General features: G+C 50.2%; 11 protein-coding genes. 5 read left to right on the top strand and 6 right to left on the bottom strand.

Features of this window, described 5'->3' with window-relative positions:
• Positions 1-159: 159 nt before the first annotated feature.
• From NQZ67_RS10875 to NQZ67_RS10865, 3 genes are all read left to right on the top strand, one after another.
• Positions 160-1,575 (top strand): sugar ABC transporter substrate-binding protein, encoded by a 1,416-nt coding sequence (locus NQZ67_RS10875; RefSeq protein ID WP_257445365.1) that lies wholly within the window; start codon positions 160-162, stop codon positions 1,573-1,575.
• Between the two features lie 78 nt (positions 1,576-1,653).
• Complete coding sequence (locus NQZ67_RS10870; RefSeq protein WP_257445363.1) at positions 1,654-2,631, top strand: carbohydrate ABC transporter permease; 978 nt, start codon at positions 1,654-1,656, stop codon at positions 2,629-2,631.
• Entirely contained in the window at positions 2,628-3,485 is an 858-nt protein-coding gene (locus tag NQZ67_RS10865; protein ID WP_257445362.1) for a carbohydrate ABC transporter permease, read from the top strand. The genes NQZ67_RS10870 and NQZ67_RS10865 overlap by 4 nt, the downstream gene beginning before the upstream one ends.
• A gap of 96 nt (positions 3,486-3,581) precedes the next feature.
• Here the strand turns inward: NQZ67_RS10865 and bglS are convergent, their stop codons facing one another.
• Positions 3,582-4,328 (bottom strand): beta-glucanase, encoded by a 747-nt coding sequence (gene bglS, locus NQZ67_RS10860; protein ID WP_257445361.1) that lies wholly within the window; start codon positions 4,326-4,328, stop codon positions 3,582-3,584.
• An 89-nt stretch (positions 4,329-4,417) separates the two neighbouring features.
• Positions 4,418-5,983 carry an extracellular solute-binding protein gene (locus NQZ67_RS10855; RefSeq protein ID WP_257445359.1) on the bottom strand — a complete coding sequence of 522 codons (1,566 nt, stop codon included), beginning with the start codon at positions 5,981-5,983 and terminating at the stop codon, positions 4,418-4,420.
• Between the two features lie 174 nt (positions 5,984-6,157).
• Here NQZ67_RS10855 and NQZ67_RS10850 point away from each other — a divergent pair, with 174 nt between their 5' ends.
• Positions 6,158-10,318: a carbohydrate binding domain-containing protein gene (locus NQZ67_RS10850; protein ID WP_257445358.1), complete on the top strand. Its 4,161-nt coding sequence runs from the start codon at positions 6,158-6,160 to the stop codon at positions 10,316-10,318.
• A gap of 1,466 nt (positions 10,319-11,784) precedes the next feature.
• Here NQZ67_RS10850 and NQZ67_RS10845 read toward each other — a convergent pair.
• The 4 genes from NQZ67_RS10845 to NQZ67_RS10830 all read right to left on the bottom strand — a co-directional run bounded on the left by NQZ67_RS10845 (position 11,785) and on the right by NQZ67_RS10830 (position 14,428).
• Entirely contained in the window at positions 11,785-12,195 is a 411-nt protein-coding gene (locus tag NQZ67_RS10845) for an ester cyclase (protein ID WP_257445356.1), read from the bottom strand.
• 37 nt (positions 12,196-12,232) lie between these two features.
• On the bottom strand, positions 12,233-12,580 hold the full coding sequence (locus tag NQZ67_RS10840) for an ester cyclase (protein ID WP_257445355.1): 348 nt from the start codon (positions 12,578-12,580) through the stop codon (positions 12,233-12,235).
• 57 nt (positions 12,581-12,637) lie between these two features.
• Positions 12,638-13,804: an SGNH/GDSL hydrolase family protein gene (locus NQZ67_RS10835; RefSeq protein WP_257445354.1), complete on the bottom strand. Its 1,167-nt coding sequence runs from the start codon at positions 13,802-13,804 to the stop codon at positions 12,638-12,640.
• A gap of 72 nt (positions 13,805-13,876) precedes the next feature.
• Positions 13,877-14,428 (bottom strand): NADPH-dependent FMN reductase, encoded by a 552-nt coding sequence (locus tag NQZ67_RS10830; RefSeq protein ID WP_257445353.1) that lies wholly within the window; start codon positions 14,426-14,428, stop codon positions 13,877-13,879.
• Between the two features lie 186 nt (positions 14,429-14,614).
• Between NQZ67_RS10830 and NQZ67_RS10825 the strand changes: the two genes are divergently transcribed.
• A complete protein-coding gene (locus tag NQZ67_RS10825) occupies positions 14,615-15,379 on the top strand; it encodes an ArsR/SmtB family transcription factor (RefSeq protein WP_257445352.1) in 765 nt (254 codons plus the stop codon).
• Positions 15,380-15,560: the final 181 nt, after the last annotated feature.

Raw genomic sequence — 15,560 nt, 5'->3', positions numbered from 1 at the left:
GAGGTTCTCCTTACAATGAAGATAAGACGCAGGGTACGATATTTATTTCCGCCATCCTTCCGGTAATACTGCAGATTGCCAGAAGGATTAGGCGGACTCGGGATAGATATGCTGCGTTCGTCATTGCATGTTCAATGAACAATAACGGGGGGACAAAAAATGAGCAAAAAACGAATCAGCCTGATCATGTTGTCCATGATGCTGATGGTCGGCATGTTCTTATCGGCATGCGGGAGCAGCGGAGGCAACAATGGTGCAGGGAATCAAAACGGCGGCGCAGCTGCTAACGAGACGGACAAGAATACGAACAATTCGACCGGAGATGCTCCGAAGGAAGACGTGACGCTGACGGCCTGGATCATGCCGAACAGTCCGAAGCCGGATAAAGACTTTCTGACGGCGATGAAGCCTTATCTGGATCAGAATCCGAACGTCAAATTGAATGTAACCGTTCTGGACTGGGGTTCGGCTTGGACCAAAATCACAACGGCTGCAACCAGCGGTCAAGGCCCTGATATCCTGCAGTTAGGCACGACTTGGGTGCCTGCCATCGCGGCGATGAACGGGATTGAAGACTTGACGGATCTTGTGGGCGAAGTAGGCGGAGCGGAGAATTATCTTCCAGCAAGCTGGAAAACGACAATGATTGACGGGAAATCCGAAGTGTACGGCGTGCCGTGGTTCGTGGATGCCCGCGCGCTCTTCTACCGTACGGACGCTCTTGCCCAAGCGGGATTGGATCCGGCAACCGCGTTTAAGGATTGGGATACCTTCAAAGAAACGTTGAGCAAGCTGAACGGTACCGAGATCGAAGGCCAGACGATGACAGCTTTCGGCGTGCCGGGCAAAAACGACTGGAACGTTCCTCATAACATCTTCCCTTGGATCTGGGCGGCTGGCGGCAAAGTGTTGAACGATGACAATACGCAGGTAGTGTTCAATGACAAAACTGCTCTGGACGGAGTTATGTATTACACCGGCTTGGCTAATGAGGGTCTGGTGGATAAGGCATCCCTCGAGAAAAACTCTTCCCAGATCGAGAGCGACTTCTCGGACGGTAAAACCGCCGTTATGGTGAGCGGCGCATGGATGATTAAGAACTTCGCGACTCCCGAGGAGGACGGAGGCGTAGCCGGGAAAACCGCTGCAAAAAATTATGGCGTTGCTGCGCTTCCTGCAGGTCCAGCAGGTTCTTCCACTTTTATCGGCGGCAGCCACTTGACGATCTTCAAAGGCTCCAAGCACAAAGAAGCCGCTTGGGATGTCATCAAATTCTTATCCGGCGATGAAGCACAGCTGGAATATTCGAAGTTGTCCGGCCAGCTGCCTGCCAAAAAGGTAGTTATGGATTCGCTGAAGGCAGATCCGAACTATAAGGCTTTGGTAGAGGCTACGGATTATGGGATGTCGTATCCTTCCATTCCTCAGTGGGGTCCTTGCGAGACGGCTCTTGTCAAATATTTCGGGAACATCTGGGATATCGTGGCAGGCGTTTCCGGAACCTACAATGAAGAATCGATTCAGAAGCAGCTAGGCGATGCCGCGAATGAAGTCAATGCCATCTTAAATCAGTAAATCGCAAAAGAATAATGATGATGTGTGCTATCAAGTCATGGCTTGGTAGCACACTTTATTAGAAGGAAGTGAGACACCGTGGAAGCACCTAGAGTTGCCGAATCGCCTAAGACCGGAAATTCCTTCGGAACCCGGTTCAAGAAGGGGTTTAAGGAATACCGCGTCGCTTATTTGTTCATACTGCCAACCTTTCTGTTTATGATACTCGTTCATATCTTTCCCATGATCCAAGGGATCGTGATGTCCTTCTTGAAGCTGAACCAGTTTACGTTAAGCCAATATCTTAATGCTCCGTTCGCCGGAGTAAAAAATTATTTCGATTTGCTATTTAATGAAAGTAACCCTGTCCGCCAGGGCTTGGGATTTGCGCTGCGCAATACAGCCATATATAGTGTGGTCGTGACCGTTTCCGTTATGGTGATTGGGTTGCTGGTAGCGATGCTGCTGAACCGGGATTTCCCGGGACGAGGGATCGCCAGAGCGGCCATGCTGCTTCCTTGGGTTGTCCCTTCCTATGTCGTAGGGGTTCTGTGGGGATTCATGTGGCAGAAGGAAGGCATTATTAATCATATTCTGGTAGACATTCTGCATGTAATGGCCGATAAGCCTTTCTGGCTAATCGGTCAGAACACGATCTGGGCCATCATTATCCCTACGGTATGGAGAAGCTGGCCTTTCATCATGGTCGTCTTTCTGGCGGGGCTCCAAACGATTCCGGACGACCTCTATGAAGCCGCGAAGATTGACGGCGCCGGCAGATTGCGGCAATTCTTTACGATTACTCTGCCTATGCTGAAGCCGGTTATCGCCGTCCAGCTTCTGTTCCAAATTATCAACAATGTATATTCCTACAACATCGTCGCCATGATGTTCGGCAACGGCTCCGGCTACCCTGGAGAATGGGGAGATCTGCTGATGACGGCCTTGACCAGACAGACCTTCGGGTATTGGTCATTCGGGGTTGGCGCTGCGGCATCCTTCATCTTGATGGGAGCTATGCTGGTCGTCGTCGGGATATGGTATCGAATCTTTAGATCGGAGCTGAGAGCAGAGTGAGTACCCGCGTCAAGAAAAAAATCGAATATCACTCGTTAAACGTCCTTACCTGGCTGATCGTTGCGCTAGTCGTTTTCCCTATCTTCTGGATGGTGAAGGTTTCTCTTCATACGAACGGGGAGATCCTGCAGGGGATTACCAGCCTTTCAATCCCCCGGCCTCAATGGCTAAACTACAAAAATCTTTGGGAAACGATTAACTTTGGGCAATATTTCAAAAACAGCCTGATCATTTGCTTCTCGACGATGGTGGTTTCTTGTTTCCTGGCCATATTGGCGGGATATGCGCTTGCCCGATATAAGTTTCCGGGCTCGGATTTGTTCGGAATAAGCGTTATCGGGACTCAGATGATCCCTGGCATTATGTTTCTGCTGCCGATTTACTTGTTATTCTTGAAGATCAAAGATCTATTCGGCATTCCTATGGTCGATACCTATTGGGGGATGATATTGGTCTATTCGGCTTTCTATACCCCGATGAGTATTTGGATCATCCGCAGCTTTTTTGTCTCTATTCCGAAGGACTTGGAGGAATCCGCTCGGATCGACGGATGTAATCGAATCCAGGCCTTTGTCAAGGTCATCCTGCCGCTTTCTTTGCCGGGCATTATTGCGATGTGCGTGTATATATTCCTGACGGCTTGGGATGAACTGATGTTTGCCTGGGTTCTGACGACGACTCCGGAGGTTCAAACCATACCCGTAGGCATCCGGTTGTTTGTCGGTCAATATACGAACCGATATGATCTGCTGATGTCCGCGGCGTCCGTTGTCACGCTGCCAGTCATTATCGTATTCTTCTTATCGCAGAAGTATTTCATCAGCGGTATGACCGCCGGCGCGGTGAAAGGGTAACGAATACAGCCGAGCCGAGGCAACGCAAAAGAGAAACAGCCTGTCCCCCGCAAGGGAGACAGGCTGTTTGATTTTGGCAACCTTCGTTCAAACGTTTTAGGTTATATTCGGTTCTTCCTCATAGGGAGTGAACTTCATCCATTCATACTCGGCGGTGATTGGAGAAGCGCCGTCGTAAGCGCCGAGCCACTCGTCGACGCCGATGCCGTTCCAGAGATTCATCATGATTTTGGCAGGGGTGACAGGGATGTTCTCCGTTGCCGTATGCACGAGCTTGCCGTCGATGTACCAGTTGATTTCGTCCTTCTTCCATTCGAAAGCGTAATCGTGGAATTCCTCCGAGGCATCATACCCGAGATCAATTAGCTTCTCATGGCCCCCGACTCCGTTGGTGTAATAGTTGAGCTGAACCTTCGTCGTATCCTTGCCCAGAAATTCAATGTCGATTTCATCCCACGGCGTTCCGAAGGAGGGACCGGTATAAACGAAGAACGAGGATACGATTCCAATGTTTTTGGCAGCCTTCATACGAACCTCGTATTTACCGTAATGATAGGTATCCAGCGTCTTATACTCGGAGCCCTGGATGCCTCCCGTACTCCCCTTGGTGAGCGTCAGCTCCATATGGGAACCGCCGAAATGGATATTATCGGAGGACCATACGCAGTCGAATGGATTGCCGTTGGAATAACCGGTAGACATCTCCCATTTCTCCGGGTCATGTTGCGCAAAGGCTTGAACCCAGGTGTCCTCCTGCTTCTCCTCCAGAATTTCGGTTTTCTCTGAGCAACCGGAAGCCAATAAAGCTGCCAAAACGGCTAAAACGGTTATTTTCTTTTTCATCTCATCATCCACCCCTTCTTCTATTCTTCATCCATTCTAGATGGGGCGGGATGGCGGTGAAAGAGCAATCTTTCAACAAAGCTATCATATTATTTACTTATCTCTTGAACGGAATGATACCACGCGTTGACTTCTTTGGTAATCAAGTCGCCCCCGTTCGCTTTCCAATTGGCAACAAACTCATCGAAGAAGCCGATATCCTTTTTGCCGTAAATGATTTGCACGAACGCTTCATGCTCCGTTTGCAGAAGCTGGTCTCCTTTCTCCAACATGGTTGGAGTCGGCGGGCCTTGAAATTCATTGGGAAGCCGGCTGTCATGCATTTGTGTAAGAACGTTTTTTTCGGCTTCGTCTATCATCTTCGTCCAATGCGACGGAATGCGCGCGCCGTCATAGGTGAGGGTGTACGCCGTTACGTCGACATAACCGCCCGGTATAAGGCTTCGGTCACTCGATGGTTCGCCATTAACCGTCGTGTAGTCATAGTTTCTTGCCATTCCGAATGCGAATTCGCCTTCTCCCCGTCCTTGCGTTTCGTACAAATCGTTCATGTAGCGGAAGAAGGTTTGCGGATTTGTGTTTTGTTTGTTAAGGAGTATGGCTCCGTTCCTAGGCTGCGAAGCGCGGTGGTACGAGCTTCCTTCAGGTCCCTTCGGCAAAGGAATGGCGATGAATCGGTTCTCCGGGTTCTTCTCCGTGAGCGCATTAAGCGGCCAAAACTTCATCCAATGGGGACCGACGACAATGCCCGCTTTCCCCTGGGAGAATAATCGGGCAGCCGATTCTTCATCCTGCCATAACGCATCGTCCGGGAAGTATCCGGCTTCTCTCCACTCCCTTAGCTTGATTAAACCTTGCTTGGCGGAATGCTGGACGGAGCCGAATTCCAATTGCTGCGGATTCTCGCAGAAATTCCACTGCTCCGGAAGACAGCCGTACATGCCGAATACCCAGCTGATATCCGCCATCCAGGTGCTGATTGCGTTGCCAAGACTGACGGCCAGGCCATAGGTATCGTTCTTTCCGTTGCCGTCGGGGTCGCCTCGGGTAAAGGCGTCCAGCACCTCTTCCAGCTCCTGCAGGGTAGACGGCGGAGACAGTCCGACCTTCTCGAGCCAATCCTCGCGGATCCACATCATCGGGTCCGAATTATAATTATAATCCAGAATCGGGACGGCGTAATGCTTGCCGTTTCTTTCGTAAGGATACCAGACGGAAGGGTTCTCGTTCATGGCTTCCTTCCAGGCCGGCGAGGCGTATTGCTCGAATAAATCATCTACGGCCATGAATTGGCCGGAATCGATTAACTGATGGATGACATCGGTTCGAACCGGAATGATATCGGGCATCTCCCGCTTATTTAGCAGCTGCAGCTTCAATTTGGTAGAGAAGGTGCTGTCCGGGGCTGTCCATATATATTGAATATCAATTCCTAGCTTTTCCTGAACGGACCTGGTATGAACATTATCCTCGATGCTTTCGCCGTTTTTGAAGCTTAGGGATGGCCGCAGGCTGAACACGGTCGTCAATGTTTCCGGTTCATTCCGGGGGCCGGGCGAATCATGAGGCCGCGCCCAATCGCCCATTTGGTAAAGTCCGTACACGGCGGTCATCACGACTAGCAAAGCTGCGGGTACGAACCACTTGTTCTTCATAGTTATCCCTCCGACAACATTGTAGCACGGAACTTGCCGCCATTGAACTTGGGGGTTGTCCGGTCAGGCAAAGAAGTTGAAGGATAGATAGAAAAGATAAATAGTAGTTATGTAAACGCTGCCAGCTCCCCGCTTACAATGGTATCAAATAACGAAGGGGAGAGTGGGAGCAAGGTGAAACGGATCATGGCGGCAGGGCTGGTCTTATGGATGATGTTCAGCGGTTTTATGCCTACAGGCTATGCAAGCCCGGGGAAAACGACGGAAGGTGGCGACATATCGAATCATTGGGCAGAATCGATGGTAAGCGAGTGGGCGGCATCAGGGGTGATAACGGGCTATCCGGACGGGACGCTTAGGCCCGATCAGCCCATAACGAGAGCGGAGTTTAGTTCGATGCTGCAGAGGTTGTTCGGCATTAGCAGCACGGAGCAAGCCGCGATTCGGGATGTGCAGGCGAATGACTGGTATGCTTCGTCTCTGGCGGCAGCGCTTCAAGCCGGATATATTACAGGCTATGAGGATGGAACATTCAGACCGAATAACCCGATAACGAGAGCGGAATCGGCCGTGATGCTGTCCAGAGCCTTTCAATTATCGGGCAGGGGAGAGGGAATGAAGACCGATGTCATGGAGGGCTTTACGGATAAGTCCGCGATTCCCCCTTACTCGGTGACCGCGCTCAAGGAGCTGATTATGGCAGGGGCCATCCAAGGCTATCCGGACGGTTCCCTGCGGCCCGGTCGTTCGGTGACCCGCGGCGAGGCTGTTGCCCTCTTGGATCGGCTTGCAGGTACGCTCTACAACAAGGCGGCAGTCGATGAACGGCAGGAAACGTTGAGCCATGCCGTAGTCAATACGAGAGATGTCACCCTTCGCAACAAAGAGATTTTGGGGAATGTGTACTTGGCGCCGGGAATCGGCGATGGGGATGTTACGCTGGACGGCACCGCCGTCGCCGGCATAACCTTCATTAACGGCGGGGGACCCAATAGCATCCATATCCAAAACTCGAATTTAGGATCGGTGGTTCTGGACAACCCGGATCACTCCGTCCGCGTAGTCGTCGAAGGCGAGACCGTCATTCAAAGGCTGGTGCTGCACAGTCCAGCCGCGGTTCAGACGACGGAAGGGTCAACTATTCAGGAACTGGTTTTGCAGGAAGGCTCCAGCGGAACGGTAATCCGCGGCAGAGGCGCAATCGCCCGAGTACAAGCTGAGGCGGGAGGCATCCAAGTGAATGGCCAAGAGCTGGAGCCAGGCCAAGAATTCTTATGGTCGCCTGATCGGGAAGCTCTGGCTCCCGCCGATATGAACCCTAATCCAGTCACGGGAAATACCGGCGATCCGGGCTCCCAGCCGTCTGTCCCTTGGTCGCCATCAGCGGCGCAGGGAAGCTTGCCCGGCACAGCGAAGGTAACGGCATCGGTTGCCGAGGGGAACCGTCTGGCGGTACTGGTTTCGGGCAAGGCAATATCCGCCCCTCGTACCGGGGAGCTTCTGACGAAGAGCAGCTTGTCCATCGATCCCTATGAGCCAGGCACCGACATCTCGGGAGTCGATCCGGCGATCAACAAGTATCTGGGCGTTTATGAAGTTGACAAGAACAACAAGATTGTCCGTTTCCGGCAGATTGAACTGACGGATGCGGCTATTAGGCCTGAAGCCTGGGATTTGGTGTGGGAGGATGAGTTCGATGGAACGAGCATCGATGCCTCCAAGTGGAATTTCGTTCAGGGCGGCGGCGGATACGGCAATAACGAGCTTCAACATTATACGAACCGCCCAGAGAACGCGCGCATCGAGGAGGGGCACTTGGTCCTTGAAGCGCTGAAGGAGGACTATCAAGGCAATGCGTACACCTCCGCGAAGCTGACCACCGAAGGCAAGGGGGATTGGATCTACGGCAAGTTCGAGGTCCGCGCCCGAATGCCTCAAGGCAAAGGCATATGGCCGGCGATCTGGATGATGCCGACGGATCAGAATCTATATTCCAGCTGGCCTGCCAGCGGGGAAATCGACATCATGGAGCTGCTGGGACACGAGCCTGACAAAATATACGGAACCCTTCATTACGGGCAGCCTCATGAGCATGCGCAGGGCAGCTATACCTTGTCTGACGGCAGCACGTTCGCCGACGGCTTCCATACCTATGGCGTAGAATGGGAGCCCGGAGAGTTCCGCTTCTACGTGGACGGCGTATTGTATGCCAAGCAGAACAACTGGTTCAGCAAGAACCCGCAGGAAGGCGGAGAATATACCTACCCCGCGCCGTTCGACAGGGATTTCTTCATGCAGCTGAACCTGGCCGTCGGCGGCGATTGGCCGGGCAATCCGGACCCGTCCACGGTTTTCCCGCAGAAGATGCTCGTGGACTATGTCCGCGTATATGAAAGGGAGGGCCTTGCCTATCGACAGCCGATTTTACCAGCCAAACAGAACGCGGACGTGAGAGGTCCGGGGGCGGACGGGAATTATGTGGAGAACGGATCGTTTGCAGAGGGACTGACCAATTGGGTATTTCAACCCTTCGCGCCTCCCGCCGATCTATTCGGAGGAGAAGGTTCCGTTCAAAACGATCAGGGCTCGGCGAAAACGACGATGGTTAGGGAAGGCGACGTAAGCTATGCGATCCAGCTGGTGCAAGCGGGACTGCCGTTAATGAAGGGCTCGACCTACCAGTTATCCTTCGATGCATGGTCATCGGGGGACAGGACGATGATCGCTTCCTTGTCGGGACCGGACCGAAGCTATACCCGGTACATGGATGACAAGACGGTCTCGCTTGCCGCAGAACGGCAAACGTACTCGTACACCTTCACCATGAAGGGGAATACGGATCCGAACGCCAGACTGGAGTTCAACATGGGGAATGCCGGGATGCTGCCGGTATGGATCGATCAAGTGCGCCTGGAGAAAATCGCGGATGCCGATCCGAATGAACCGCGCGAGCCTCTGCCAAGCGGAAATCTGATTTATAACGGAACGTTCGACCAGGGCAAGGACCGGCTCGGTTTCTGGAGGATTGAGGGGCCGGGAAGCGCTGAGGCGAGTTATTACGTCGGAAGCGCGATCGACGACCGCAAGCTATACGTGAAGCCGGCTTCTGCGGGACAACCGGATGCTCTTCTGCTGAGCCAGGATCGGCTGAACCTTGCGGGAGGGAAGACGTACATTCTGTCCTTCAACGCCAGGGCCGAATCCGATGTATCCCTAACCGCCCAAATTAGCGGCCAAGAGGAGTCGGAGCCTTATGCCGAGCAAGTCTTCGCTATAGGATCGGAGCCGCAAAGCTACTCCATGATTTTCACGACGGGCTCTGGAAATAACGTAAGCAGGCTGGCATTCGGATTGGGCGCCTTGTCGGCCCGCTTGGAGCTGGATCAGGTGTCGTTGAAGGAAATGAGGCCGCCTGTGACGGTTAGCGGGATGAAGCGCTTGGAAGCGGAAAACTATTCGGATATGAAGGGCGTGCAGAAGGGCGAAGACGGGTTAAGCGTCGGCTGGATCGATCCCGGCGATTGGATGCAATACATTGTGGATGTCCAGCAGGCCGGAGAATACAAGATAAGCTATTACGTCGCATCAGGATATGAAGGCGGCGGATCATTGACTTTGCTTGGGCGGCAGGGCAGCGTATTTACGCATACGCTTCCCGCAGGCGAGATCCTGGAGAAGGATGCCGACTTCAAAGCAACGATGGATATAGCGAATACGGGAGATTGGGGAGCCTTCCAGCTGGTGGAGCAAACCCAAACTGTCCAGCTGCAGGAAGGCATCCAAACGCTGCAATTGTACGCCCCTCACGTGAATGTGGACTATTTGATAGTAAGCGATGTCAATCATAGCGGGTTTGCCGGCATTCAGAACGGGTTGTTCGACGAGGGTACGGATCATTGGACCGCTTACTGGGGGGATGAGTGGAACGGAGTTTCTACCGGAAGCCTCACCTCAGCCAACGGGGAAATGCGGATTGAGATTGGCACGGCGGGAAGCCAGAACTGGAATCCACAAATCAGTCAGGAGGGAATCCGCCTGGAGCAAGGGAAGACCTACCAAATCTCCTTTGACGCCCGCGCAAGTATACCTAGAAAAATGAATTTCGGTATCGGCAAGAAGCTGAGCGAGGACCCATGGTATGTCGGATATTTCGGTACTGATGTAGCGCTGACTGCAGATATGCAGCGATACACGTTCACCTTTACGATGAATGGCTCGACGGAGGATCAGGCCAGAATCGATTTTAACGTGGGCGAGATCGACGGCTTGGGCTCCAATACAAACGTTATTCTAGACAATGTCATCCTGGTCGAAGCAGAAGAATCCGTAGAATAACATCAAAGTTGAACAAGCGGGAGACAGCGCCACCCGACACGATGTGTTGAACATAAAGGTATAAAAGAGTAGCCCAGTCACATTGTAACTGGGCTACTCTTTTTCCCATGTCCGTTTCTTATCGATAGCCGAAGGGCAAGCCGATTTCGTATTTTGTTATGGATGCGGGTTGGTAAGAGCGGATCTCCGTTGTATGTATAGATTACAAACAATCCGGCATCGGTTCGGCCAGCAGTGGACCTGCCTTATTGGAGTCATGTCAATGAAAAGAAAAAGAGCTTGAGTTTGAGTTTTGGATGAAACCAACACAAATTCGATGACGGGGAGTGAGCATATTCAATCCGCTCAATGGATCGAAAGGTCGGATTGGGAGCGAGCCGCGACGGAAATCGGTCGCCGGCTGAAGATGCGAACGGAGTTGCGTGTTATTGTATCACATGAGACTCCGCCTGCGGCAAGACACCCGGATCACTCTGAGGCATCCGATGATTGGCAAAGGGGAGTGAATTTGCGTATAGGGAGAGTTAATAAGTTAGGAAAGGTGGCCGGGTGAATGGATCTGGCAGCCTGGGCTTAGCACGGGGAACGTCAGCTTAGTTTCGAAAAATCAACCAGGCGATCAGAAGCCAGAATGGCACAACCATAAGCGCTCCATTAATCATGCCGGTCATGAGTTTTCTTCTCGTAGATCTGTTCTCTATGGCTTCCGTTGCGGCGAAATTCGAAATACGAGTCCTATTGCCTGATTGAAGCAAAGTAGCGTTGATCGGCTTGCGGTGAATTATTCTCATAAAGTAACCCTTCTTCCTTGATATTACATGACTAAAGTCGCGCTAATGAGTCATTATTTTTTATATCGGTCGCTAGTGAATAGGAATGAAGTCCTCATCAAACAAATATTGCAAAAAATATCGACGTGTTAATGGGTGTCTAGAGTGTGTCCAAAGACACAAAAAGTGGCGACATAAATGATCTTATTAAAGCTTACGTTATGCCGCATATGTTTTGGCGCCAGCATATGATAAATGTAGACTTGGACGAAAGCCAAGCGTCCGTGATTCAACATGATTGTCAAGTTTCGGCAACCGGGCAGTGACCTCAAGTACGCCAGCAGATATAAAAGGGCGTAAGGTAAGGCGTGGTGGATTTCAGGGGTCGGACGACAACTAAATCAATACAATGAAGGCCACAAAACTGCGGCTTTTTTTTATTTATTGTATAGAAGTTCTAATTGTCAGCTCATGACAAGAACTTCTATACAAAGCCGTGCTAGGACAAGAACTTCTACACAATTTAGGATCCCTGTAAATGCTCGGGTTATTAAACGGACAGATTAACGCAATAAATTTGATCAAATATTAGATAAATAACGCCTCAAAGTAAAACGGCTAGCTGATTCCGAATTTTAGTGAAACAAACACAACCGATCCAGTTATAGGTCGGTTGTGTTCGTAAAACGCAGTGTTTTATGGGGAGTTAACTGCTTTAATTTGGTCCCACATGGTCACCATATCGATCCAGCCCCGATGCTCGGCGATCTTGCCATCCACCACACGATATTGACGGTAGAGGGTGACATCAATCGTATTGCCGGTGGGCACGGTCCCAAAGAACACGCCTTGATGTGTCCCTTTCACAGTCATTCTCACGAGTACCTTATCCCCTTGACCGATGACCTCTTCTACGGTGTAGCGTTTATCGGGAAATGCCTCCAAGATCGTTGCAGCAAATTTTTTCAGACCTTCCTTCGATTGATAAGAATGCTCTTGATAATCGTCGGACAGAAATCGATCCACAGCGTCGAAATCACTCTGATTCCAAAATGCTTCGATAAATCGGCTTACCGTTTCCGCATTGTTTTGTTCCAGCGTTTTCATTCTCGAACAACTCCTTATGAATGGGTTATTACTGCGGTTATTTAGTCTGGATTTGAGGTAAAAGCGTAGCCGTATCGAACCATCCGCAGTGTTCAGCGATGTTCCCGTCAATTACGCGGAATTCCCGGAACTGTGTTATCTTCACGGCATTGCCTGTAGGTGCATTCCCTGCAAAATGGCCGTCATGTAAGGCCGTCATGAAGATTCTAGCGATGACTTTCTCGCCTTGAGCAAGTATTTCTTCCACGTTTAACTGCCGATCTGTAAAAGCCTCCGTAATTTGCGCGGCAAAAAATTGATCAGTCTTCTCCAACATGCTTTGATTTTTAACGTCCTCGATAAACGCAATCACCGCTTCAATATTTTTTTGTTCCATCGTTTCCATGAAGCACATCTCCTTTTTAATTGTTTATTGCTATCAGTTATATTGCGGCCATTCGATTTAGCTTTTTTCTATGAATAGGGACAATGGAATACAATCGGCTAATGCTTTGAATCCCGCATCGGAAGGATGAAGATGATCACCGAAATCATAGGCGGGAAGCAGTTGTTCGTGATGATGCGGATCAGCCAGCGCAGTGTCGAAGTTTAACATGCCGTCAAATATTTCGTTAGTTCGGATCCAGTCGTTCACCTCTTGTCGGACGAGTTCCTTTTCAATGGAATAGTACGTAGCACCACCAAACGGTGGGAGTGTACCTGCAAATATGCGTAGTCCCTTTTCATGTGCGTTGACTGCAAGTTTCTTCATTTCAGCAATAATCTGGTCAGCGGTTGCATTTCCCAGCCCAATATCATTTATTCCTCCGAGAAAGATCACATCGGATACTCTGGAATGTGAGAATACATCGCGATTCAGACGGGAAAGTACGCTTTCTCCACCGATTGGCAAACCAATCTCAGGACCATTTCTCAATAATTGATTGCCAACGATCCCTGCATTGAGAACGGAGATGGGATAGGCGGGATTTTCTCGTTGAAGTCGTTTAAATAAAATATCCGGCCAACTATGGTTAGCATCTTGAGTAGATGTACTCCCTTCTGTAATGGAATCACCAAGAGCGACAATAACACGAAAGTGATCGCCTTGAGTTAATACCTCCATCCCGGACAGCCAGTAATAAGAATGAATCTTAGTTTGGAAGTAAACCCCGCTGCTATCATCGGCATGGTTCCCCTCGGCAACATAAGTGGACCTAGGAGGTGAAAAATGCCAGGTTGAGCTACTGGTCGCTTTAGGAATATAAACACTGACAGCTATGTCAACATGTTCATTTACTTCGAGATCGACGGGGTCTGTATAAACTTCTTCTCCTGCAGGAATCTCTATGGTGCGTAGGCCATCCAAGGTAACATGCCGACCGGTGCCAGGAATGGTTTCCCCGCCTTTTGTGGATACGGCTGCAGTCACTGTGTCGAATACTACAGGCTTGGAACCGTAAAGATTGGAGAATTTCAGGCGGAACTTGGAACCGAAGGCATGAGGATGTATAATCATTCGGATAGTTTGATTCTCAAATCGCTCCACAGCAAATTTCTTATCCGAATATGTTTGACTTGCAAACCAAGAACCCATCCATTGGTTTTCAGAATGATACGGTTTATTCATTATGCAACCCCCTCCATTCAATTAGGTTACCATTAGGTAACCTTTAGGTGAAAAAAAAAAGGCCTTGCGGTGCTAGTTTACTGCCCCAGTTGCTGCTGTAAGTTTAAGAGTCAGCCCCACGAAACTGTTGACTGTATTCCTAACCCGTTCTTTCATTCCTTCATCTAACGGAGTGCCATCCGGACCGATTGTGTTCATTCCATACCCGATCGAAATCCACTCCGGACAATTGATTCCGTGTAAATTGCGTACAATAGTCTGCAAATGCGATAGCGAACTGACTCCCAGCGGACCGCCGGCGGAACTGACGGAAAGTACTGGCTTACCTGCAACCTGATTGCCGGTAATATAGTCCAAAGCGTTTTTAAGCGCTCCTGAAACGGAGCCATGATATTCCGGGGTAGCAAGAATCAAACCATCCCCGTCAACAATCGCCTCCAACACATGCTTAACATTCGGATGGAAATCCCAATTATCGGGTGAAAAAAGGGGGAGCTGCAGCTCTGATAAATCAATGAAATGGACGGCTATTTGCTGCGCCTCTAAAAGACTTTCTACATACCGAAGAAGATTTGTGCTGCTTGCGTTTGCGCGATTACTGCCTGCGATTAGGGTTACTTTCATCTCGAACATCACCTTTCATTTTCAAATAAGGGTGGGGAGGGATTTGTATGTCACCGGCTGACAAACAGATCCGTTTGTGATAATATGTGACTATAAAGTCACTTGTTATGTGTTCATATTACGTTACCTTTTGGTAACGTGTCAAGTGGGTCACATTTAAAAAATTTCGGGAAGGCGGTATTTAGATTGGAGAATGACATATTTAAAGCGCTCTCGGATCCCAGCCGCCGCAAGCTTTTAGATTTGCTTCACGCTTCTGACGGGCAGACGCTTATTGCTCTCTGCGAGCCACTTGACATGTCCCGATTCGGCGTAATGAAGCATCTAAAAATATTGGAGGAAGCCGGGCTCATTATCACGAGAAAAGTAGGCCGTGAAAAGCTGCATTACCTGAATTCGGTGCCCATCCGTCAGATCTATGAACGCTGGGTGAGTAAATACGCCGAACCCTGGGTGATGGGATTAATATCACTTCAAAACGAATTGGAGCGTGAAACAAAGATGGAAATGAAACCTTCACATGTGAACCGGATCGCAATTAAAGCAACGCCTGAACAAGTGTGGGAAGCTCTCACGGATCCGATTAAAACGTCGAAGTTTTGGTTCAATTGCGCCATCCGCTCCACCTGGAAGGTCGATCAACCATTTGAGCTATGGAATGGAGAGGAGAAGAAAGCGGAAGGAATCATTCTCGAGATAGAGCCTCCAAATAAACTTGTGATGAGCTGGCGTTTTATTTCGTTTCCAGGTACGGAAAGGGACACCCCATCACGTTTAACGTGGGAGATCGGTTCGCATGCAGAGCTTCATGGTGTGACTCTCGTAACCGTGGTACATGATGAGTTTGAACAGGCGGCGAGCACTGCAAAGATTCTTGAAAACGGGTTGCCGGTCGTACTTTCCGGAATGAAGACGTTACTTGAAACCGGCGAGGTGCTCGCTAGCGAATAAATTCGAGAAATCAGTGGAGTGAACCCTTGCGAAGGATACTACGCTAACTGGGAACGATAGCACCATGATATGACGGCAACTGACAACGCGATCGGTTACCGTCGTTCGTTGAGAGGTTTATTAATCTGTTACCTTGAATGGTCTGACCGGTGGTCGGGATATTAGATGATTGAGTTACATC

The sequence above is a fragment of the Paenibacillus soyae genome (assembly GCF_024623455.1).
In the GTDB taxonomy this organism is placed as follows: Bacteria; Bacillota; Bacilli; order Paenibacillales; family Paenibacillaceae; genus Pristimantibacillus; species Pristimantibacillus soyae.
Note: the sequence above shows the minus strand (reverse complement) of the source record. Positions and strands in the feature narration are given on the sequence as shown.